This is a genomic window from Asanoa ishikariensis (genome assembly GCF_900107455.1).
Lineage (GTDB): Bacteria > Actinomycetota > Actinomycetes > Mycobacteriales > Micromonosporaceae > Asanoa > Asanoa ishikariensis.
In genome coordinates this window covers 309,541-330,942 of record NZ_FNQB01000004.1, presented here as the reverse complement: position 1 = coordinate 330,942, position 21,402 = coordinate 309,541, and the positions used below count along the sequence as shown (strand labels likewise).

The window sequence follows — 21,402 nt, the reverse complement described above, 5'->3', positions numbered from 1 at the left end:
CCTCACGACAGCAGACGCGGGCGCGGGGCGAAGGCCTCGTCGGGCACCGCGACGCCGTAGGAACGTAGCTGGTGCGCACGTGTCACCACGGCCGCACCTTCGAGCAGGTTGAGCGCGATCTGGGTGACCGTTCGATGCGCGGGTTCCGCGAGCGGGCTGCCGGCGACCCAGCGGTTGAACGCACCGATCGCTGGGCCGCACCAAATCTGGTAGTCGGTCTGCCTGGTCGGCTCGCCGGTGATGGCCCACCGGCTCGACAGCCCGAGATAGGAACGGAAGACCAGCGCCATGCGGTGGCGGGGATCGTGCTCGGCGCGGTCCGCCTCGGCCGGGTCGCGTTCGAGCCAGAACTGGCGGGTCTGCTTCCAGCAGTCGTCAAAGGTCCCGCGCAGGATGTCCTTCTCGATGCGCTCGCGCGTCGCGTCCGGGACGTCGTCAAGGGTCGGACAGGCCAGGTAGGTCTCGTAGAGCTGTCCGGCGCGGGCGGCGAACATTGTGCCGCGTCGCAGCACCTGCACCTTGATGCCGTACTCGAACATGTCGGCGGCGGGAGCCATGGTGACGTCGGCCAGGTCCGCTTCGGCGAGCAGCGCTTTGGCCGCGTCGGAGAGTCCCGCCTCGCGGGAGAGCTGGTTGATCGTGCCGGTCACGACGTAGGCGGCACCAGCGGCGAACGCGGCCGCGACACCGGCTGGATCGCCCAGCCCGCCGGCGGCGCCGACCCTGATGGGGCGGGTGTAGCCGTGGCGGCGGACCAACTCGTCCCGCAAGGCCCGGATCGCGGGAAGCACCACGGCCAGCGGCCGGTTGTCGGTGTGGCCGCCGCTGTCGGCCTCCACAGTGATGTCTTCGGCGAGCGGGACCTTTCTTGCCAGGTCGGCCTCGGCTCTGGTGATCTGCCCGCGTTCCAGGAGCGCACGCAGGATCTCGGGTGGCGCCGGCGACAGGAACTTGGCGGCGACCTCGGGCCGGGAGACCTTCGCGAACAGGTGCCGGGCGCGGCCGTCCGGTCTCAGGCCCGCGACCGCACAGCGCACGACGGCCGGGGTGAGATCCATGTAGGCGGACACGGACACCTTGGGCACGGCGGCTTTCAGGAGCAGGTCGACCAGGCCGTCTTCGAGCTCGGGTGTGCCCGGGGTGTGAATCAGGTTGACGCCCCAGTTGTCGGTGCCCCGCAGCTCGCGACTCAGCTCGCCTACCGCGCGTTCGACGGCTGGCAGCGGAAGACCGGCGGCGCCGAAGAAGCCGAGCATCCGCGCGCGGGCCATCGCGACGACCGAGGCGACGGTGGCGATGCCGTTGGCCATCTCCCCCGCGATGTAGGGGAACCGGACGCCGTGGGTGCGGTTGAAGGAGCGGTCGCCGAGCCATTCCGGGTAGAGCGCAGGCAGCGTGCCGAGCAGCTCGAATGCGCCGTCCGCGGCCAGGTGTCCACCGATCCCGAGCCCGGGCTCGTAGCCGGCCTGGCCGCGTACGACATGAACGGGCTCGCGAAAGCGTCGTACACAGTCGACGATGCCGTCGGGCGAGAAGTCCGCTTGACGCTCACCAGGCAGCCAACGTGGCGAAGACGTCAATGGGTTCCCCCCGGTCGCGGTCAGCTTCGAGCGTAGCCGTCACGATGAATGTCATGGTGTCGGCTCTTGAACTGACGGCGTCAGTAGGGAAGCTCCCGCCCGAGGTGGCTGGCGTACGCCTGGTGTGCGGTGAAAATGGCCGCCAGCCAGCGGGCCATCATCTCGTCCGCGCGCAGTAGCTCCGAGGTCTCCGCCTCGAAGGACTCCCGGTCGTAATGGAACACGGACGCTACGCCCGGTTGCTCGGCGAGCGCCTTCTCGATCAGGTCCTCGGGGATGCGGCCCTTGCTCGGCTGGACCAGGAAGCCCACCTCGTCGGCGAACCCGAGACCCCATCGCAGGCCGTCGTCGGTCGACACGTAGACCTGCTCCGTCAGTGCCTGGCGGCCGATCGGGTATTCCTCCCGGGTCTCGGCCGGACCGGCCAGCGCGATCAGCTCCGCCGGGAGGCCGTCGAGGACGGCCGCGACCGCGGGAAGGCCGGCGAACTGGTCGCCGCGGTAGCCGACACTGCCCTGATCCGCGGAGCCGGCCTGCGGTTCGACGCCCGGCACCGCGAAAGGCGAAGAGGTCATTCCTGCGTCCTCACGTACGTGGTCCGAAGGTGCGGGCCGGGCACGTGGCCCGGCCCGCAACGCTGCGATCAGTCAGTCCGCCGGGAAGTGAATAGTGTAGGTGATGTTGTTCTCTTTCAGGCAGTTGTAAAGCTCCTCGGACATGCCGAGGTCGTTCACGTTGGGCTGTCCGCTGCCGCTCGCCACGAAGTGCCAGTGGACCTTCTTGACACCCTTGCCCTTCATCTTGTCCTGATTGGCTTGCTTGATCGAGTCCTGGTTCGCGCGATCCTGGTACCAGGCGTCCTTCTTGCACTGGTCGACCTGTTCCAAGATCCGCCCAGAGCTGAAAGCGAAGCCGGACTTGACCTCGTGGAAGATCCAGCCCTCGTCGGTCTCCTCGGCGTAGTCGACTTCGCGCGGGCCTTTGAAGTCGGGACTGTCCGGCTTCTTGACGTCGAAGGTCCGCTCGCCCGGGCGGCCGATGCCCTGCATCATCTCGGCGAAGTTGTCCTCGCCGTCGGTCCAGCCGTATGCCCAGGCGACCTTCGGGCCGTTCTCGTGCGGCCCGTCGGTCATCATCTCCTGCAGCCGCTTGAGGTCGGTCCGCTTGCCGTTGAGCAGCCGGTCGAAGTTCCCCTTGGAGACCCGGCTGCTGGCCACCGCCACCGAGACGAGGCCGGCCGGCTCCTCGACCTGCTCGACGACGAGGTAGTTCCAGACCTCGGGCATCATGAGCTCGTAGGTGAGCTCCTTGACGGTGTCCGGGATCTTGTCGTACTTGGCGACGTAGCGCGCCGCCGCCATGAGCCGGTGCGCGTACTTGTTGACGAACTTGACGACCTTGGCCGGGATGCTGACCGCGTCGCCGACGTACGGGATGACGCCGAGGATGCTCAGGCCCGCGCTGACCCAGTCGGCGTGGATGAGCGCGGCGATGGTGTCGCGGATGTCGGCGAGTCCGCCGAGAATCCAGCCGACCACCGGAATGACGCTGAGCCCGCCGCCGCAGAGGTTGCCGGCCAGCCAGGCCATCGAGTCTTTCTCGGCGAAGTCGCCGGCGAACATCCCGAGCAGGAAGTCGCTGACGTACGTCCACTTGCTGATCTGCTCGTCGAACTGGCTCGGGTGCAGCCCCTGCGACTCGGCGTTGGCGATCTCGTAGTCGTCGCGCAGGCCGTCGCCGTCGGTGTCCTGGAAGAGCGCGCTGATCAGGTAGTCGAGCTCGGTGCCGTCGGAGAGGCCGTCGCCGTCGGTGTCGGGCTTGGCCGGGTCGGACCCGTTGTCCTCTTCGACAAGGTCCGGAACCCCGTCACCGTCGGTGTCGACACCGGTGGGCTGCGGGTTGATCGGAGGGACGTCGCCCGGCAGCGGCGGGCCACGCGGCTGGTCGGCCACGAGCGGGTTGCTGCCCCGGCTGACCTCGGTGCCGTCGTTGACCCCGTCGCCGTCGGTGTCGGGATTCGTGGGTGAGGTGCCGATCCGCTGCTCGTCCAGGTTGGTCAGACCATCCTGGTCGACGTCCTCGGCGGCGTCCGAGATCGCGTCAGCGTCGGTGTCGTAGGAGTTCGGCCGCGTAAATCCGACGAGCTGGGTGATCTCGAACTTGTCGGTCAGCTCGTCGCGGTCCGAGTCGACAAGCAGCGGGCTGGACCCGAAACGCAGCTCCACCCCGTCGACGACGCCGTCCGCGTCACGGTCTCCCGTGTACGTGATGCCGAACTGCTTGAGAACCTTGAATCCGCTCGCCCACGCCTCGGCGGCGTGCTCGATCGCGTCCTCGACGTCGGCGTCGCGGAACTCCTCGTCGGCCTCGGCGAGGTCTTCCCGCGCGTCGCGCAGGTCCTTGAACGCCTTGTCCAGGCCCTCGGGGACCGGTGTCGGCTTCGGGTTCGCCCGGAACGGCCCGATGGTCGCCTCGGCGTCCTGGACGGCCGCATCGGCGAGCTGCCGGACCGCGGTCAGGCTCTTCACCAGCGCGGCGATGTGATCCTGTTCCTTGGTACCGCTGAGCCCGTCGTCCAGTCGCTCCTCGACGAAGTCGCCGAACTTCTCGAGGTTGCCGAACGCCTTGTCAGCGTCTTCGAAGCCGTTGAGCCGGGCCCCGTCGAAGTAACGGATGCCGACATCGGCCAGCACCTGGTCGATGCGGCTTTCCTTCTTGTCCTCACTGCCCCTGATGTGCGGCCGCAGCGCCTCGACCGCCTCGGTGATGTAGGCCTTGGCGTCCCGGGCGTACTTGGTGCCGGGCACCGCCGCGACCGCGGCCTCCCAGCGGTCGGTGTTGGCAGCGGCGGGTGTGCCGAAGAACGCCACCTGAGCGACGACGGTCGCCGCGACCAAGGCGGCCAGCCTCCGGAACATGCGTCTGCGATGTCGCATGGACTCGTTCCCCCATTGATTGAATCCGATGGATGCACACCGGACGGTAGCGGGGAACGAGCATGCGTAGGGGGCACAAGAGGCATCGACGGCTGTCGTAAAGCTGACGTCAAATGATGGGACGCGACACACCCACGAAACACGCGTAGGTCAGTGCTGCTTAAGGGGGTCGGGCAGCGGTTTGCTGTGCACGACAACATGTTCCCGGCTGCCCCGGGTCAAGCTCGTATAGACCGTTCCGACCTCTGGCTGGAACAGGCCTGTACTGGCGAAGATGCCGAGCCGCTTCGCTAACGCATGCCAGTCGAGGTGGCCGATGTCCAGGAGTTCTGCACACGGATGATCTCTGCCCTTGTGGACACTGCTTGGTTGGCTAACCTCCGTACATGATGGACAGAACCGCGGTTGGCGGATGGCCTTCGCTGACCACCGCTTTGAGCGATCGGACCTCGCCCGTGAGGGCGTTCGTCACGGTACGGTTCGGGAGGTGGCAGGACCTCCAGGCGCGGTACCGGGAATCCGTCGGCCCGCTGGTCGTGGCCGGCGGCCGGGCCAACCCGGCGACCATCGGCTCAGCGTTCGACTGGATGGTGCGCTTCATGACGCACCCTCGCCCAGACCTACGTTTGGCCCTGCGCGGGGCGCGCACGCCCGCTGTCCGCGTCGCGGTCCGCGAGCTCGCGCTCATGCTCGGCTACCGAGAAGACCCGGGAACCCCTCGGTTCGAGGGACCGGTCTCAGACACCGAAATCGACCACGAGCTGCTCGCCCGCGCCTGCTGGTCGCTGGCGCTGCTGACCGACGTCTATCGGGTCGGCCTCGTGCCAGGATCGCCCTTGGCGGAGTTGGGAAGCTCGGTCACGGCCGACAGGCTCCTCGAACTCGCCCCGCTCAACGCGATCGACGAGCTCCGAGAGCTCCGTGCGTCCGCGCAGAGCACGTTGATGCCGGCCCTGGCGGCTCGGCGCGGCGCTTGGGCGCTAGGGCCGACCTTCGAGGGGTCGCGCTTGATGAAGGCCGATGCCGATCTGGTCGCCGCCGGCTTGCTGCTGGAGCTCAAGACGGGGCTCGGCAGCAAACGCCCCGACGGAACGCGGCGGTCGTCGCTGGAGGCGGCGACCATCATGCAGTTGCTCGGGTACGTCCTGCTCGACTTCTCGGACGAGTTCGCCATCGAGGCCGTCGGGGTCTACAACGCCCGTTACGCACACCTGGCGACCTGGCCCCTGCCGGATCTCCTGACCGAACTGGCGGGCGGCCCGGTCGACCTCGAGAAGGAACGGGCGGGGTTCAGGGACCTGCTGGCGGGTTGAGCGTCTCAGGTGCCGCGGCGGACGGTCAGCGCCACCGCGACCACCGCCAGCAGCGGTACGACCACGAACATCCACGCCGCGTCCGGACCCACCTTGTCGCCCACGGCCATCGCGAGCAGAACAGCGGTCGCCGCGGCTACGAACGGGTAGAGCTTCCAGCTCGGCTTCTTCATCACGGACCACCACCTTTCCGGCGATGGTGGACATACCCAGAACGACGGGGCCGTAAATCACCGGCCGCGATCACGTCAGCGCTGGGTCTTCTCGAACAAGGTCGTAGGGGAGGTCGGGAGACTCGCCGCCATGGAATGCCAGGAGCAATTTGTGAAGCCGCGGGATGGCCCGCTGCGCGTCGTCGTCGTCGAAGTCGCCGTGATAATGACCATCGGCATTGATGATATGCGCGACGCCGCCGCCGCCGTGCGCGAAGGGGACGCTCTCGACGCGGAAGCGGTAACGCTTCGCTTGACCGTGACAGACATATTCCATGTCATACACACCGACGTCTACATGCGTCATAGACGTCACTTCGCAGCTCATGGGTTGCAAAGTACCGCAACCTCATCGGGTGCCCATTGATCGACGACTGCGGGCCGGGTACGGGAGGAGACGGTCGAGCCAGTTCGGCAAAATCACCGGCCCGGTAGGAGGGCGTCGAACAGGTCCTGCAGCGGCGCCAGGAGGTCGTGCTCGTCCGCCGACGTCAGCGGCTCCATTGTGGTCGTCGACCGCAGGAGGGCCAGCCCCAGCGCCGCCGAGAGGAGGACCTGCGCGCGGAGCAGGCAGTCCTCGTTGCCGGGGGCGCAGTTTCCCGCGGCAGCCATGCGTTCGGCGAACGAGCGCAGGATGCCGAGCCTGATCTCCTCGGCCCGCTCGTCACCCGACGACCGCAACAACAACAGCAGTTGGTTCGGGTGCTCACCCTTGTGGGCGCCGGAAAGCTGTCGGGCGATGATCCGCGGCACTTGGTCGACACCGACGACCGCGTCGCCGAGCTCGTTGCCGACTCCCTGTAGGCACGCCTCGAACAAGCCTTCTTTGGAAGCGAAGTAGCGGTTGATCAATGCCACGTTCACGCCGGCCTCGTCGGCGATGTCGCGCACTGTCGTCGCCGCGTAGCCGTTGCGGGCGAACCGGCGGCGGGCGGCCTCGAGCAGCAGCCGTCTGGTGCCGGCCGCGTCACGGCGCCGCGGTGAAGTCACACGATCAGCGTACCGGCGCCGTCAGTGTGATGTAAACCATCGTTGACTTACGTCCTGACGTGCGCATACTGGTAAGTCAGCAGTTGTTTACAAGACGCTTCGGGGAACTCATGACAGAGATCATCGAGCGCGCCACCCCGCGGGCCACCAGCAACACCCTGCTCGTGCTGTACCTGTCGCTCGGCGGGTTGGCCTTCGCGGTGCTGCAGTCGCTCGTCGCGCCCGCGTTGTCGACCATCGGGCGCGATCTTGGCGCCTCGACCGCGGACGTGAGCTGGATCCTGACCGCCTACCTGCTGTCCGCGTCGGTCCTGACGCCCATCCTCGGTCGACTCGGCGACATGGTCGGCAAGCGCCGCGTGCTCATCGGGGTCCTCGCGACCCTGTTCGCCGGCACCCTGCTCGCCGCCGTGGCACCGAACCTGATCGTGCTGATCGTGGCCCGGGCGCTGCAGGGTGCGGCCGGCGCGATCCTTCCCCTCTCGATCGGCATCGTGCGCGACGAGCTTCCGCGCGAGAAGGTCGGCGTGACCGTCGGCCTGCTGTCCGCGATCTTCGGCGTGGGCGCCGGCGTCGGCATCGTCGCCGCCGGGCCGATCGTCGAGCACCTCTCCTGGCACTGGCTGTTCTGGCTGCCGCTGGTCGTCGTGGCCGTCGCGCTGGCCGGTGCGATCTTCGGCATTCAGGAGTCGCGGGTACGCACACCGGGGCGCCTCGACATCCTCGGCGCCGGGATCCTGTCCGTGGCCCTCGTGTCTCTGCTGCTCGCGATCAGCAAGGGGCAGAGCTGGGGCTGGGTCGCGACACCGACCGTCGTACTCCTGCTGCTGGGTCTGGTGGCCCTGGTCGCGTTCGTCGCCGTCGAGCTGAAGGTACGCGAGCCCCTCGTCGACATGCGCCTGATGAAGCTGCGCGGCGTCTGGGCGACCGACGTCGTGGCCCTCGGCCTCGGCTTCGCGATGTTCGGCACCTTCCTGCTCATCCCGACACTGCTGCAACTCCCCGCGGCCACCGGCTACGGCTTCGGCAAGTCCGTCACGCAGTCGGGCCTGTTCCTGCTGCCCACCGTCGCGACCATGGTGGTCTTCGGACCCCTGGCCGGCCTGCTGGACCGCCGCTACGGCCCGAAGGTCCCGATGTTCCTCGGCGTCGTCCTGGTCGTCGTGTCGTTCGCGCTGCCCGCCGTCGGCCACGGCGCGATCTGGCAGATGCTGGCCTCCGGCATCCTCACCGGCGCCGGGATCGGCCTCGCGTTCGCCGCGATGTCCAACGCCATCATCGAGAGCGTTCCCGCCACGCAGACCGGCGAGGCGACCAGCGTCAACACCATCGCGCGGACCATCGGCAGCAGCATCGGCACGGCCGTCGTCGCGGCCGTCATCACCTCGCACAGCACCCCGCAGGGCCTGCCCACCGACGACGCGTTCACCTACGGCTTCTGGGTCTGCGCCGGCGCGGGCCTCGTCGCGGTCCTGGCCTCGCTGGCCCTGCCGTCGGTGCGGCGCCGGCACCAGCAGGCCGTTGCCGCCGGAGTCGACGACCTCCCACCGGAGCCCGTCGAGCTGCACCTGGTCCCCCACGGAACCAAGCGGTAACCCCGGGACCGGAAACGCCCTGATCGGACCTCCGTCCGGCCAGGGCTTTTCCGTTTCGCGGGCGGATAGCGATGGCGGCGTGGTTGCGGCACACTCGACTGGCAATCAGTGCCCGGCGCAAAATCGACGTGATCGGTAGCTGTCATGACCAGCGCATCGCACGAGGGTGCATATGAGGTGCTCGACCTTTTCATCGAGCGGTACGTGGACGAGAACGCGTTGACCGTTGCCGTCGCCGGCGAGGTGGACCTGGACACCGCGGGACGACTCGAAGACGCGCTCCAGGACGGGATCGACAATGCGGGGGTCACCAAAATCGTGGTGGACCTGGCCGGAGTCCCGTTCCTCGACTCCACCGGCATCAGGGTGCTCCTCGCCGGTCGCCATCGCGCGGCGGAGTGTGGCACCGCGTTGATCGTCACGAGAGCTCAGCCGGTCGTACGCCGGGTGCTCGAGGTCATGGGTGTCTTCACCCTGCTCACGACCGATCCCCAGCTTCTGGAGTGCGGGAGCGCGCAACGGACGAGCGACCAACAGAAAGCCGGCTAGCCCCCCGAACTATTAGTAAAGTTTACGAACAGAAGGTGCTACAGTCACGGGCATCGATCCGTGGCTCCTGTTCGCACGCAGGGGCATACTCCAGAAAGGAGTGATCGCATGTCGAGACTGCGTGCCGTTCTCGTGGCCCTGGCCATGGTCGTCGCCGGCGGAGTGGCCGCGATCATCCCCGCGACCGCGGCCTCGGCCGCCGCCTGTTCGGCCGCGTGGCAGGCCTCCACCGTCTACTGGGGAGGCAACCAGGCTTCTCGCAACGGTCGCAACTACCAGGCGAAATGGTGGACGCAGGGCGAGGCCCCGCCCGGCACCACCGGCGTGTGGCAGGACCTCGGCGCCTGCGACGGCGGGAGCGGCAACCCGGGCGGAAGCTGCAACTACCCGAACTGGGCCGCCGGCACCTTCTACGCCACCGGCGCGATCGTGCGCTACACCAACGGCTTGTACTACATCGCCGAGCACGACAACCCGGGCTACGACCCGATCATCAGCACCTGGTACTGGGAGCCCTACACCTGCGGCGGTGGCGGCCCGACCAACCCACCACCGACGGGTGGCTTCGTCGTCAGTGAGTCCCAGTTCAACCAGATGTTCCCGGGCCGGAACTCCTTCTACACCTACTCCGGGCTGGTAGCCGCGCTCAGCGCGTACCCCGCGTTCGCCAAGAGCGGCAGCACCACCGTCCAGCGCCAGGAGGCAGCGGCCTTCCTCGCCAACGTGCACCACGAGACTGGCGGGCTCGTCTACATCGTCGAGCAGAACACCGCGAACTACCCCCACTACTGCGACCCGAACCAGTCGTACGGTTGCCCCGCCGGCCAGGCCGCCTACTACGGCCGCGGGCCGATCCAGCTCAGTTGGAACTTCAACTACAACGCGGCCGGCAACGCGCTCGGGCTGCCGCTGCTGACCAACCCCTGGCTCGTCCAGACCGACGCGGCGGTCGCCTGGAAGACCGGCCTCTGGTACTGGATGACCCAGAACGGCCCCGGCACGATGACCGCGCACAACGCCATGGTCAACGGCGCCGGCTTCGGCCAGACCATCCGCAGCATCAACGGCTCGATCGAGTGCAACGGCGGCAACCCCGCCCAGGTGCAGAGCCGCGTCACCCGTTACCAGCAGTTCGTCGGCATCCTCGGCGTCGGCGCGGGTAACAACCTCTACTGCTGAACAGGATGCCCGGGAGCGTCGCACCCGGACGCTCCCGGGCTCCTCAGCCGCTCAAGGCGCCTTCGAAGCTGGTCAACGCCTCGGAATAGCGGCCGAGGTGGTGGAGCGCATAGCCGACGCTGTCATGGGCGCGGGCGGCTCCCGACGTGTCGTTCCGCTGCTCGTGCAGGCGCACGGCCCGGCGGCAATGCCGCAGCGCCTGGGCATGGCTGCCCAACCGCGAGTGGTCCCAGCCGACCGCGTTGAGGGCTCGCGCCTGGCCCGCGACGTCTCCGGCGCGCACGAAGAGGGCGAGCGCCTGGCGGTCGTGGTCGAGGCTGTCGCTCAGGCGCCCCTGCTGGTCCGCGAGCCAGCCGAGCGTGAGGTGGGTGTCGGCCGTGCCGACGTAGTCGTCGAGGTCGCGAAACCGTTCCAGCGCCGCGTCGAGCGTGTCGGCCGCCTCGCTGTGCCGGTCGAGCTGGATGAGCGCCAGGCCGAGTTCGCGCAGCGCATCCGCCTGTCCCCACGCGTCACCGGTGCGCTCGGTCGCCCGCAGCGCCGACGTCGCCACGGACAGGACGACGGCCGGTTGCAGCGACCGGTGCAGGTACGTCGTCATGGCACGGGCGAGCGCGGCGGCCGCCGTGTCGCCGGTCGAAGCGCTCTCCAGGAGCGCCAACAGGACGGGCCGCTCGGCGGCCAGCCAGGCCATCGCCTGTTCCTGGTCGTCGAACGCCACGGTCGCCGTGGCGGTGCTCCCGCGGTGCCGGTGCGGCCTCAACAGCCGCTCGGCGGCCTCAGCGGTGTGCAGATAGTGGTCGACGAGCCGTCCGGTGGCGGCCTCCGCGTCCGGCGTCGCCAGCTCGAAGGCGTACGCACGAAGAAGGTCATGTGTGCTGAAGCGTCCGCCGGGCAGTTCGGTGACCATATTGGACTCGGCGAGGACCGCCAGTGCCGCGGTGGCGGACAGCGCCGTCGTGCCGGCCAGACTGGCGGCGGCGTCGACGCCGATCGCCGCGCCCGGAAAGAGCCCCAGCACCCGGAACATCGTGCGCTCCCGCTCCCCCAGCGCGAGGTAGGACGCCGACAACGCCTCGGCCCGGTCGCGCCGGGCGGCCTGGCGCAGACCCTGCAACCGGGCGATCTGGGGCAGGGCAAAGGGCTGATGGGCGATATCGGCGTACGCGGGACCGCGCCACAGCGCCAGCGCTTCGTCGAGGAGAGCCAGCGAACGCGTGGCGTCGTCGGCCCGCTGCGAATGCGCACAGGCCGACGCGAAGCGGTGCGAGTCGACGGCGTCAGGGTCGATGTCGAGGCGATAGCCCAGGCGCGCGCCCCTGCCCACGGTGACGATCGGATCAGGTCCGAGAGCCGTGCGCAGATGCGAGACGTGGCTGCGAAGGGTGGCCGCCGCGCCGTCCGGCGGTGCGCCGGTCCATAGGAGGTCGATCAGGCGCCGGGCCGGGATCGCGGCGCCCGGCTCGAGCAGGAGCGTCGAGGTCAGCGCGGTGAGCTGTGGGCCGAGCGGAACACCGATGCCGTCGCGCTCGACCCGCAACGGCCCGAGCACGGCGTCTTCCGCACGAACCTGGGTCGGCGACTGGCGATCGTGATCCTGGGCGGCGCCGCCATGATCGCGATGGCGGCCGCACCGGCCGCCGCGAGCGCACTCGGGGGAAGGTCGGGCGGCCACTCGATCGAGTGCTGCTAGCTGACCGACGTCCCGGGACGATCGTCGATCGTCCCGGGACACCCCGACACTGTGGACTCGTGTGCCGCCGCCCGGGGCCTTCATGTCCAATGTGGGCAGATGAAACCCGGCGCGCGGACGGCCCGGGCCTCCCTGTGATACCAGCCACCAGGTTGCCGAATTTGGGGTAACTACGGTTAACACTGCGTTACGCTTTCCGGTCGGTGGTCGCGGTGTCCGCGCGCCACCGAGGAACAGATGCGCCTTGCCCGCCGGCGGTGCAGCTCATGTTCGTCGGAGGGTGGAGCATGCGCGCGAACGTGGCCGAAGTCGATCTGGTCGAGGCCCCCGCTGAGCCGCTGCCCGTCGACGCACCCGTCGCGCCCAGCCAGCCGTGGGCCCTGTACTCCGCCGAGACCGCCCCGCCCGCGCGCACCCTTCTGGACATCCTCGCCCAAACCGCCCAGCGGCACCCGAACGCCCCGGCCATCGACGACGGAGCCACCCAGCTCACCTACAAGGCCCTCGAAGGCGAGATCAGCGAGCTGCGGCAGCGGCTCGTCGCGACCGGCGTCGGGGTCGGCGACCGCGTCGGCGTGCGCGTCCCGTCCGGCACCGTCGACCTGTACGTATCGATCCTCGCCGTCCTGGCCGCCGGCGCCGCGTACGTGCCGGTGGACGCCGACGACCCGGACGAGCGGGCCGAGCTCGTGTTCGCCGAGGCGGACGTGTCTGCCGTCCTCGGACCCGACCGGACGCTGACACAGCGCCGCACACCCAGTGGAAAGGCCCGCCGCCCCGGTCCCGACGACGACGCGTGGATCATCTTCACCTCCGGGTCCACGGGCCGGCCGAAGGGCGTCGCGGTGACCCACCGCTCCGCCGCCGCGTTCGTCGACGCCGAGGCGCGGCTCTTCCTGCGCGACGAGCCGCTGGGGCCGGACGACCGGGTGCTCGCCGGGCTGTCGGTCGCGTTCGACGCCTCCTGCGAGGAGATGTGGCTGGCGTGGCGGCACGGCGCCTGCCTGGTGCCCGCGCCGCGCTCGCTCGTGCGTACCGGGATGGATCTCGGGCCGTGGTTGGTCGAGCAGGGGATCACCGTGGTGTCCACGGTCCCGACGCTCGCCACGCTCTGGCCGGCCGAGGCCCTCGACGACGTGCGGCTGCTCATCTTCGGCGGCGAGGCCTGCCCGCCCGAGCTCGCCGAGCGGCTGGCCGTCGAAGGCCGCGAGGTGTGGAACACGTACGGGCCGACCGAGGCCACGGTCGTCGCCTGCGCCGCGCAGCTCACCGGCGAGGGTCCGGTGCGCATCGGGCTGCCGCTCGACGGCTGGGAGCTGGCGGTCATGGGTCCCTGGGGCCACCCGGCCGCGATGGGCGAGATCGGCGAGCTCGTGATCGGCGGCGTCGGGCTGGCCCGCTACCTGGACGCCGACAAGGACGCGGAGAAGTTCGCGCCGCTGCCGTCACTCGGCTGGACGCGCGCGTACCGCAGCGGTGACCTGGTCCGCGCCGAGCCTGAGGGGCTGGTGTTCCTCGGCCGGGCCGACGAGCAGGTCAAGCTGGGCGGGCGCCGGATCGAGCTGGGCGAGGTCGACGCGGCGCTGCAGGCGCTGCCGGACGTGGCCGCCGCGGCCGCCGCGGTGCGCACGACCACACACGGCAACCAACTTCTCGTCGGGTACGTCGTGCCGGCGGCAGATACGGGGTTCGACAAGGCGGCGGCGGTCGAGCGGCTGCGGGCCGCGCTGCCGGCCGCGCTGGTGCCCCTGATAGCCGTGGTCGACGGCCTGCCCACCCGCACGTCGGGCAAGGTGGACCGGGCCGCCCTGCCGTGGCCGCTGCCGGAGCTGGAGGCCGCCGCGACCGCCCTCCGGCTGGAAGGCACCGAGGCGTGGCTGGCCGAGTGCTGGAGCGAGATCCTCGGCGTCGCGCCGGGCGGCACCGATGACGACTTCTTCGCCTCCGGCGGCTCCAGCCTGGGCGCCGCACAGCTCGTCACGCTGCTGCGCGTCCGCTACCCGGGCGCGTCGGTCAGCGACGTCTACCAGCACCCGACCCTGCGCGCGCTGGCCCGCAGGCTCGACGACTTCAAGGCCGCGGAGGCGGCCAACCGCACCGTGCGCCCGACGCCCCGGCGCACGGGTATCGCCCAGAGCGTCCTGATGCTCCCGCTGCTCGGCGTGGTCGGGCTGCGTTGGGTCGTGACCCTGGCCGCGATCAACAACGTGCTCGCGATGTTCGGCTCGTACCCGTGGGCACCGACCGTGTCCTGGTGGTGGGTCCTGGCCGGCTGGCTGCTGTTCATCAGCCCGCCGGGCCGGCTCGCGATCGCGGCCGGCGGCGCCCGCCTGCTGCTGCGCGGTGTGCGGCGCGGCACCTACCCGCGTGGCGGTCGCGTCCACATGCGACTGTGGGCCGCCGAGCAGCTCGCGGCGTCCACCGGCGCGACCAACCTCACCGGGGTGTGGATCACCTACTACGCACGCGCGCTCGGCGCGAAGATCGGCGCCGGGGTCGACCTGCACTCCCTGCCGCCGGTGACCGGCATGCTCCGGATCGGGCCGGGCGCGGCGATCGAGCCGGAGGTCGACCTGTCCGGGCACTGGGTCGACGGTGACGTCGTGCACGTCGGCCGCATCCGGATCGGCGCCGGCGCCACGGTCGGCGCCCGCAGCACGCTGATGCCCGGCGCGCGGATCGGCAAACGGGCCGAGGTCGCACCCGGGTCGGCCGTGATCGGTTCGGTGCCCGCGGCGCAACGGTGGGCCGGTGTCCCGGCGAGCCGGTCCGGCCGGGCGGCCCGCCGCTGGCCGCAGCGCCGTCCCGACCGCGTGGTCGGGTGGACCCTGGCGTACGGGCTGACCTCGCTCGTGCTCGGTCTGCTCCCCGCGATCGCGGCGGTGCCGGGGCTGCTGGTGCTCGGCCGGTTCGTGCAGGGCACCGCCACCCTCCAGGCCGCCCTCGGGCAGGCGCTGATCGGCGTGCCGCTCGCCACCGTGGCGGTGGTGGCCACGTACGCGCTGCTCATTCTGGCCCTGGTGCGGGCGCTCAGCCTCGGCCTGCGCGCCGGCTACCACCCCGTGCACGGGCGGGTCGCGTGGCAGGCGTGGGCGACCGAACGACTCATGAGCCTCGCCCGGGTCGGCCTGTTCCCCCTGTACGCGAGCCTGTTCACGCCGGTCTGGCTGCGCGCGCTGGGCATGCGGGTCGGCCGCGGGGTCGAGGCGTCCACCGTCCTCGCGGTGCCCGCGATGACCACCGTCGGCGACGGCGCGTTCCTCGCCGACGACACCATGGTCGCCTCGTACGAGCTGGGCGGCGGCTGGCTGCGGATCGGCGCCGCCCGCGTCGGCAAGCGGGCGTTCCTCGGCAACTCGGGAATGACCGCGCCCGGCCGTGCCGTGCCCAACCGCGGGCTGGTCGGCGTGCTGTCCGCGACGCCGAAGAAGGCCAAGGCCGGCAGCTCCTACCTCGGCATGCCGCCGATGAAGGTGCCGCGCGCGGTGGCCGACGGCGACCAGAGCCGGACGTTCGACCCGCCGGCGCACCTGATGTTCGCGCGTGCCCTCGTCGAGGCCTGCCGGGTCATCCCGGTCATGAGCACGGTCGCGCTCGCGGTGCTCACCCTCGCTGGTCTTCAGGCTCTCGCCGCCGGTTACGGCTTCGCTGTCGCGATCGCCGCCGTCGGTGCGCTGCTGTTCGCGGCCGGGATCGCCGCGTGCGTGGTCGCTCTCGCCGCGAAATGGCTGCTGGTCGGCGCGTTCCGGGTCGGCGAGCGCCCGCTGTGGAGCAGTTTCGTGTGGCGCAACGAGCTGGCCGACACCTTCGTCGAGGTCCTGGCCGTCCCGTGGCTCGCCGGTTCGGTCGGCGGCACCCCGCTGATGAGCCTGTGGCTGCGCGGCCTGGGCGCGCGGATCGGGCGCGGCGTGTGGTGCGAGACCTACTGGCTGCCGGAGAGCGACCTGATCCGCCTCGGCGACGGCGCCACCGTCAACCGCGGCTGTGTCGTGCAAACCCACCTGTTCCATGATCGGATCATGCGCATGGATCAGGTGACTCTCGAGGAGGGCGCCACGCTCGGCCCGCACGGCATCGTCCTGCCGGGCGCGACCGTCGGTGCGCATGCCACGGTCGGGCCGGCGTCGCTGGTCATGCGCGGCGAGACCGTGCCCGGCGGAGGCCGTTGGCTGGGCAACCCGATCGCCGCGTGGCAAGCGGACTGAGCGTGGGCGCGGACCCGTATCTGCCCCGGCACGGCAACGACGGCTACCGGACGACGCACTACGACCTCGAGCTGGACTACCGGGCCGGTCCGGGCCGGCTCTCCGGCCGGGCGACGATCTCCGCGACGGCCGACCGTACCCTTGCCGAGGTCAGCCTGGATCTCGGCATGTTCCAGGTCGACCAGGTCCTGGTCGACGGCGCGCGGGCGCGCTACAGCCATCGCGCCGGCAAGCTGCGGATCCGACCGGCGTCGCCGCTGCGCGCCGGGAGACCGTTCACGGTCACGGTGCGGTACGAAGGCGCTCCCCGGGCGATCCCCAGCCGGTGGGGCGACCTCGGCTGGGAGCGGCTCGACGACGGCGCGCTCGTGGCGAGCCAGCCGACGGGAGCGCCGTCCTGGTTCCCGTGCAACGACCACCCTGCCGACAAGGCCACGTACCGGATCGCGCTGACCACCCAGTCGCGGTTCACCGTCGTCGCCAACGGCACCCTGGTCTCCCGCACGGTCGGTGCGACCAGGACAACCTGGGTGTACGAGCAGTCGGCGCCGATGTCGACCTACCTCGCGACCGTCCAGATCGGACGTTACGCGCTCGTCGACCTGGCCACCGGTCCGATTCCGCAGCGGGCGGCCGTCCCGCCGCGGCTGCTCACCCCGGTGGCGCACGACTTCGCCCGGCAGCCGGAGATGATGACGACCTTCGAGGGCCTCTTCGGGCCGTACCCGTTCAGCGAGTACGCGGTCGTCGTGGTCGACGAGGAGCTGGACGTGCCGGTCGAGGCACACGGGCTGTCCATCTTCGGCGCGAACCACGTCGACGGGCGGCGCGGATCCGAGCGGCTCGTCGCCCACGAGCTGGCGCACCAGTGGTTCGGCAACAGCCTGACGGTGGCCGACTGGCGGCACATCTGGCTGAACGAGGGCTTCGCGAAGTACGCGGAGTGGCTGTGGTCAGAGCTCTCCGGCGGCGACTCGGCAGCGATGCACGCGGCCCGGTCGCGGAGGCTGCTGGCCGGGTTGCCGCAGGACCTGCGGGTGGCCGATCCGGGAGTACGGCGGATGTTCGACGACCGGGTCTACCAGCGCGGAGCACTGACCCTGCACGCCCTGCGCACGGTCATCGGTGACGCGTCGTTCTTCGCGCTGGTGCGGGACTGGGCGCAGACCCATCAGCACGGCACGGTGACCACCGAGCAGTTCACGACGCTGGCGCAGCACCACACGTCAGGCTCACTCAGCGAGCTGTTCGCCGCGTGGCTGTACGAGCCGAACCTGCCGGCCTGACATGCTGGTCCTCGGCGAGTCGCGACTCGCACGTCGCCGTCCCTAGTTCTTCTCGGAGCGAATGGACGCGAGCAGATCTGCGACCTCGGCTGGACTTGGGTCCGTGCCGGCCGGCAACCGGCGCACGTCATCGAGCAGGCTCGTCAGCGTCTTTTGGGCCCTGTCATGTTGGCCGGACCGCAACTGCAGCAGGGCGATTTGTTTACGAAGCTCCAGCGTGCGGGGATCGTCCGCGCCGTAGGAACCTCGCCGGTAGGCAAGTAGCCCGTCGAGTTGTTCTAAGGCTTGCCGTGCCTCGCCCGTCATAGCCTGACAGATGGCCGCCCTGACCCGACAGTCGAACACCATGTCGGATGAGCCAGCTCCCCCGGCCAGCAGATCAGCAGCAAGCGCTTGGTAGACGGGTGCGGCGCGGCGGTAGTCACCGCCCTCAAACAGCGCGTTAGCCAGGTCGTAGCGGATGCGTAGCACCTCGTTGTCGGTGGCGCCGAAGGCCTCTCGACCGGTGTTTTCGGCGTCGGCGAGGATCTCAGCCGCCTCGCTGAACCTCGTGTCACGAATCAACTGCCCGACGTCGCCGCGCACTTTCGTCAGAGCTTGGCGGGTAACAGCGGGCTCGGCAGTTTTCGGTTCACGCCGGCCTTGCACAGGAGCGGATGGCGTTGACTCCCGCGCCGTGCCTGGCACTCGAGTGACCAACTCGGCGTACATACGGACTGGACTAGGTCGACCTGGTGCTTCGAGAACCCCAGGAAGCGAAGGGAGGTTCTTGGCGAAGGGCAGCAGGCGCTGGTGAACCTCGTCGGCGCCGGCTGGGCGGTCCTCTGGCCGCTTCTCCAGCAGATCAAGGACCAGTTTCTCCAGCGCCGCGGGGATATCTGAGCGCAACGACCGCAGTCGCGGCGGCGCGTCCCTCACCTGCTGCGTCATCACAGAGTATGCGGTCGGACCGATGAAGACTTGGTCGCCCGCAATCATCTCGTGAAGCGTGCAGCCGAGGGCGTACAAGTCCGTAGCGGGCTCGCTGAGGCCCGCTTCGACCTGCTCCGGCGCCATGTACGCCGGGGTGCCGATCGGCTGGCCGGTCACGGTGATCCGAGAGAAGTCAGCCAGGGTCGGTGCCACGGCCAGGCCGAAGTCGAGGACCTTCACACAACCGTTCGGTTCGAGCATGAGGTTGCTGGGCTTGAGATCACGATGCACCAGTGATGCGGCGTGCGCGGCGACGAGGACGGCGCATGCTTGCGCGGCGATGGTGGCTGCCCAACTGATCGGCAGTGGGTCATGCTCGGAGACGAGGTCTGCCACGCTCATGCCGTGGACCCGTTGCATAACCATGTACGGGCGACCGTCCTGGTCAACACCGGTGTCGTACACGGCCGGCACCCCGGGGTGCTCCAGCCGTGCTGTGATCTTCGCTTCCCGAAAAAACCGGCGGAGCTGCTCTTCTTCCAGCGCTTCGTGCCGGGCCCAGATGAACTTGACCGCCATCTCCCGGTCAAGTCGCGTGTCGCGGCCGAGCCAAACCTCGCCCATCCCTCCACGCGCGAGCGGGCTTTGCAGTTCGTACCGCCCGTCGCCGAGCGTTCGCCCCGCCACCGCGACCCCCATTCTGTCCGCTGGCCGAGCAACGGCCCTAGTGGATAGATGATCGATCCATTGCTCGGCATCCGCCATCATCGCGCATTTCAGGCGATCGATGTCATCGGGCCGTTCAGATGTCGCCAAGCGTCAGGAATCCATAGGCCAAGCCGTCAGCGGCGTGGCGGGACAGCTCGCCACTGAGCATCGCGGCCGCTCGGACGGTGACGTCGAATTGCTGGAGTTTCTGGAACGCGGCACCGTGCCGCCGCTGCTGCTCAATGGGGATGCGTGGGATCTGGGCCTTGCGGACGTCGTAACGTTGGGATCCGGAGGAACTAGCAGTCTGCCGTTCGTTGGTCGATGTTCGTAAGTGGCCCGCGAGGAACCATGGGTCAAGTTCATCCGGCGTGCAACGCAGGAGAAGCAGATTGCGGCCGAGCACCGCTGGCTCTGCGGTGATGACGCGTGCCACTATGCCCGAGCCGATCGTAGGCACGACCACATCGCCTGGCAGCAGAGGGATCTGCGGATGAAGCGGCCCTTCCGAGCGTCCGGATGCACTGTGGCCCGCTACGACGTCATCGCTGGTCAATACCGGGACATCTGTCTCCTGACCCAAATCACTCGGGCCGACACGGACCGGACCAAGCAGATGAAGACTTCCCGTGCGAACCAACTCAGCGACTCCGATCACGGGAAGCGGGCCGGCAGCGACGTCCGCATCAGGCAAGTCGGGCAAGAGGTCGTGAAGCGAGTTAACCATACCGACCAGCCGTTTCCGGCTCTCGTGCAGCGTCTTCGCCGACGCAGCCCCAGCCGCATCTGCCAAGCCGTGCCGGCCGGGCGTAAGATCGACTTCTTCGTCCAGTAGATCGATCACCGAGGCCGCGTATGTCATGTCGTCGTCGGCGCCCTCCACGGATTCCGCGATGCGCCGGGTGACCGACTCGATGCTTGCCGCGGTCGCATCGACGAATAAGACCTCTTGAGCGGCCTGGGTCGTGCGCTGCAGCACCCAAAGGTGCAGGCTGATCGCGTGAGGCGCGGCAGCTCCCGGCGGCAACGCGACTACCGCACGAATCGCTCCCCGCCGCAGCAACTCGGAGCGGATGCGCCGACCCGCTCGCCGACTCGCCGCCGAAGGCGGCATCAGCAGTACCGCACGCCTCCCGGGTTTCAGATGAGCGAGCGCATGTTGCACCCAAGCGAGTTCAGGTTCGGTACGTGGCGGAAGTCCATAGACCCATCGCGCGTCGTGGCTGAGCGCCTCATGCCCCCAGTTGGTAAGGCCGAACGGCAGGTTTGCCACCACCGCATCGACGTTGAGGCCGGGAAAGGCATCCCGTCGTAGGGAGTCGTCGGTAGCGACCGTCCCTGGCCGATTGTTGATCGCGAGCCAGAGTCGAGCAAGACGAGTCGCGGCGGCGTCGTTGTCTTGGCCATAGACCGTTGTGGCGCCGGCCCTGATTGCCGCACGCAGCAGACTCCCGTTCCCGCAAGCAGGGTCCAGGACTGTACTGCCGGAGACGTGGGCGAGGGTGACCATCAGGTCGGCTAGAGCGTCCGGTGTGGTGATCGAACGCTGTCCAGGCAGCCCGACGAACCGGCGCCAGAGTTCATCGAACGCGCCCTGCGGCTCACGTCTTCTCGCAAGGTCGGCGAGTTCCAACTCCAACTCGGAATAGGGCAAAGGGCGTACACCGTGGAGGTGTTCGCCTGCGGCAGCCAAGGCTTCGGACGGATCATCCGCGCTCGCGAGCAGCTTGCGCCAGATTCGATCCTCGTCAGCGACTGCCGGCAGTTTGCCCTGGTCAGCCAGCCATACCTCAACCTGTTCGAGATCGAAGTGCGGGGACGCGGCAGTACCGCCCACCGGCGTCGGGAACGTCGCATGCCGCTTCCGCCAGTTGGTGACGGCGGCCCGCCCGACTCCCGCAAGGCGGGCGATGTCCGCTGCCGTGACCCTTGCTCTCCGTTCCACACGGCGGAGTGTACACAGGGCGTCCAGACTTTGTCTGTTGACAGTGTTCTCCGACAGTGGTTCCATGAATCCCGACCCCCGAAGACGAGGGCCCCCAAGGGATGGCTCATCCACAGTCAACCCGTTGTCGTGCTGTGCGCGACGGACGGAACCCAACCCTTTCGGATCAACCGGCGAGCACAGCCAACGCTACTCCTATACCGATAAATGGGAAATCGAAGGCGGATTCGCTTCCGCAAGCCGATGAAATCCTGCGACACCAACGCTTTGCTATTTGCCTCACCCCATTAGGCTTCGACCGC

Annotated in this window: 15 protein-coding genes; 6 read left to right on the top strand and 9 right to left on the bottom strand. The window is 69.2% G+C overall.

Annotation, left to right across the window (positions count from 1 at the left end; translation table 11 throughout):
* Positions 1-2: 2 nt before the first annotated feature.
* From BLV39_RS34185 to BLV39_RS34175, 3 genes are all read right to left on the bottom strand, one after another.
* Positions 3-1,580, bottom strand: coding sequence for a PfaD family polyunsaturated fatty acid/polyketide biosynthesis protein (locus tag BLV39_RS34185; RefSeq protein ID WP_090801411.1), 1,578 nt, complete (start codon positions 1,578-1,580; stop codon positions 3-5).
* 80 nt (positions 1,581-1,660) lie between these two features.
* Entirely contained in the window at positions 1,661-2,155 is a 495-nt protein-coding gene (locus BLV39_RS34180) for a hypothetical protein (protein ID WP_090801409.1), read from the bottom strand.
* Positions 2,156-2,227: 72 nt separating this feature from the next.
* On the bottom strand, positions 2,228-4,516 hold the full coding sequence (locus BLV39_RS34175) for a hypothetical protein (protein WP_143050009.1): 2,289 nt from the start codon (positions 4,514-4,516) through the stop codon (positions 2,228-2,230).
* A gap of 455 nt (positions 4,517-4,971) precedes the next feature.
* On the opposite strand from BLV39_RS34175, the gene BLV39_RS34170 reads away from it, so the two are divergent.
* Positions 4,972-5,829: a hypothetical protein gene (locus BLV39_RS34170; RefSeq protein WP_090801405.1), complete on the top strand. Its 858-nt coding sequence runs from the start codon at positions 4,972-4,974 to the stop codon at positions 5,827-5,829.
* A gap of 5 nt (positions 5,830-5,834) precedes the next feature.
* Here the strand turns inward: BLV39_RS34170 and BLV39_RS43315 are convergent, their stop codons facing one another.
* The 3 genes from BLV39_RS43315 to BLV39_RS34160 all read right to left on the bottom strand — a co-directional run bounded on the left by BLV39_RS43315 (position 5,835) and on the right by BLV39_RS34160 (position 7,031).
* A complete protein-coding gene (locus tag BLV39_RS43315) occupies positions 5,835-6,002 on the bottom strand; it encodes a hypothetical protein (protein ID WP_176985230.1) in 168 nt (55 codons plus the stop codon).
* Positions 6,003-6,072: 70 nt separating this feature from the next.
* Positions 6,073-6,369 (bottom strand): hypothetical protein, encoded by a 297-nt coding sequence (locus BLV39_RS34165; protein WP_090801403.1) that lies wholly within the window; start codon positions 6,367-6,369, stop codon positions 6,073-6,075.
* 92 nt (positions 6,370-6,461) lie between these two features.
* Positions 6,462-7,031, bottom strand: a complete 570-nt coding sequence (locus BLV39_RS34160) for a TetR/AcrR family transcriptional regulator (protein ID WP_239083538.1) — start codon at positions 7,029-7,031, stop codon at positions 6,462-6,464.
* A 110-nt stretch (positions 7,032-7,141) separates the two neighbouring features.
* Here BLV39_RS34160 and BLV39_RS34155 point away from each other — a divergent pair, with 110 nt between their 5' ends.
* From BLV39_RS34155 to BLV39_RS34145, 3 genes are all read left to right on the top strand, one after another.
* Positions 7,142-8,626 carry an MFS transporter gene (locus BLV39_RS34155; protein WP_090801400.1) on the top strand — a complete coding sequence of 495 codons (1,485 nt, stop codon included), beginning with the start codon at positions 7,142-7,144 and terminating at the stop codon, positions 8,624-8,626.
* Positions 8,627-8,770: 144 nt separating this feature from the next.
* Complete coding sequence (locus BLV39_RS34150) at positions 8,771-9,175, top strand: STAS domain-containing protein (protein ID WP_090801398.1); 405 nt, start codon at positions 8,771-8,773, stop codon at positions 9,173-9,175.
* Between the two features lie 108 nt (positions 9,176-9,283).
* Positions 9,284-10,354: a glycoside hydrolase family 19 protein gene (locus tag BLV39_RS34145; protein ID WP_090801396.1), complete on the top strand. Its 1,071-nt coding sequence runs from the start codon at positions 9,284-9,286 to the stop codon at positions 10,352-10,354.
* A gap of 43 nt (positions 10,355-10,397) precedes the next feature.
* Here the strand turns inward: BLV39_RS34145 and BLV39_RS34140 are convergent, their stop codons facing one another.
* On the bottom strand, positions 10,398-11,903 hold the full coding sequence (locus BLV39_RS34140) for an AfsR/SARP family transcriptional regulator (RefSeq protein WP_176985229.1): 1,506 nt from the start codon (positions 11,901-11,903) through the stop codon (positions 10,398-10,400).
* A gap of 428 nt (positions 11,904-12,331) precedes the next feature.
* Between BLV39_RS34140 and BLV39_RS34135 the strand changes: the two genes are divergently transcribed.
* Together BLV39_RS34135 and BLV39_RS34130 are read left to right on the top strand one after the other, a co-directional pair.
* A complete protein-coding gene (locus tag BLV39_RS34135; protein ID WP_090801392.1) occupies positions 12,332-16,249 on the top strand; it encodes a Pls/PosA family non-ribosomal peptide synthetase in 3,918 nt (1,305 codons plus the stop codon).
* The gene (locus tag BLV39_RS34130) at positions 16,234-17,535 is read left to right on the top strand and encodes a M1 family metallopeptidase (protein WP_090801390.1); all 1,302 of its coding nucleotides are present in this window, start codon (positions 16,234-16,236) and stop codon (positions 17,533-17,535) included. The genes BLV39_RS34135 and BLV39_RS34130 overlap by 16 nt, the downstream gene beginning before the upstream one ends.
* Positions 17,536-17,577: 42 nt before the next feature.
* On the opposite strand, the gene BLV39_RS34125 is transcribed toward BLV39_RS34130, so the two are convergent.
* Together BLV39_RS34125 and BLV39_RS34120 are read right to left on the bottom strand one after the other, a co-directional pair.
* Entirely contained in the window at positions 17,578-19,263 is a 1,686-nt protein-coding gene (locus BLV39_RS34125; RefSeq protein ID WP_239083539.1) for a serine/threonine-protein kinase, read from the bottom strand.
* Complete coding sequence (locus tag BLV39_RS34120) at positions 19,250-21,100, bottom strand: N-6 DNA methylase (RefSeq protein ID WP_204082702.1); 1,851 nt, start codon at positions 21,098-21,100, stop codon at positions 19,250-19,252. The genes BLV39_RS34125 and BLV39_RS34120 overlap by 14 nt, the downstream gene beginning before the upstream one ends.
* Positions 21,101-21,402 lie beyond the last annotated feature (302 nt).

Excerpts from the sequence above, each read along its gene's own strand:
- BLV39_RS34180 (WP_090801409.1), bottom strand. The coding sequence starts at position 2,155 with ATGACCTCTTCGCCTTTCGCGGTGCCGGGCGTCGAACCGCAGGCCGGC.
- BLV39_RS34175 (WP_143050009.1), bottom strand. The coding sequence starts at position 4,516 with ATGCGACATCGCAGACGCATGTTCCGGAGGCTGGCCGCCTTGGTCGCG.
- BLV39_RS43315 (WP_176985230.1), bottom strand. The coding sequence starts at position 6,002 with ATGAAGAAGCCGAGCTGGAAGCTCTACCCGTTCGTAGCCGCGGCGACC.
- BLV39_RS34165 (WP_090801403.1), bottom strand. The coding sequence starts at position 6,369 with ATGAGCTGCGAAGTGACGTCTATGACGCATGTAGACGTCGGTGTGTAT.
- BLV39_RS34155 (WP_090801400.1), top strand. The coding sequence starts at position 7,142 with ATGACAGAGATCATCGAGCGCGCCACCCCGCGGGCCACCAGCAACACC.
- BLV39_RS34150 (WP_090801398.1), top strand. The coding sequence starts at position 8,771 with ATGACCAGCGCATCGCACGAGGGTGCATATGAGGTGCTCGACCTTTTC.
- BLV39_RS34145 (WP_090801396.1), top strand. The coding sequence starts at position 9,284 with ATGTCGAGACTGCGTGCCGTTCTCGTGGCCCTGGCCATGGTCGTCGCC.
- BLV39_RS34135 (WP_090801392.1), top strand. The coding sequence starts at position 12,332 with ATGCGCGCGAACGTGGCCGAAGTCGATCTGGTCGAGGCCCCCGCTGAG.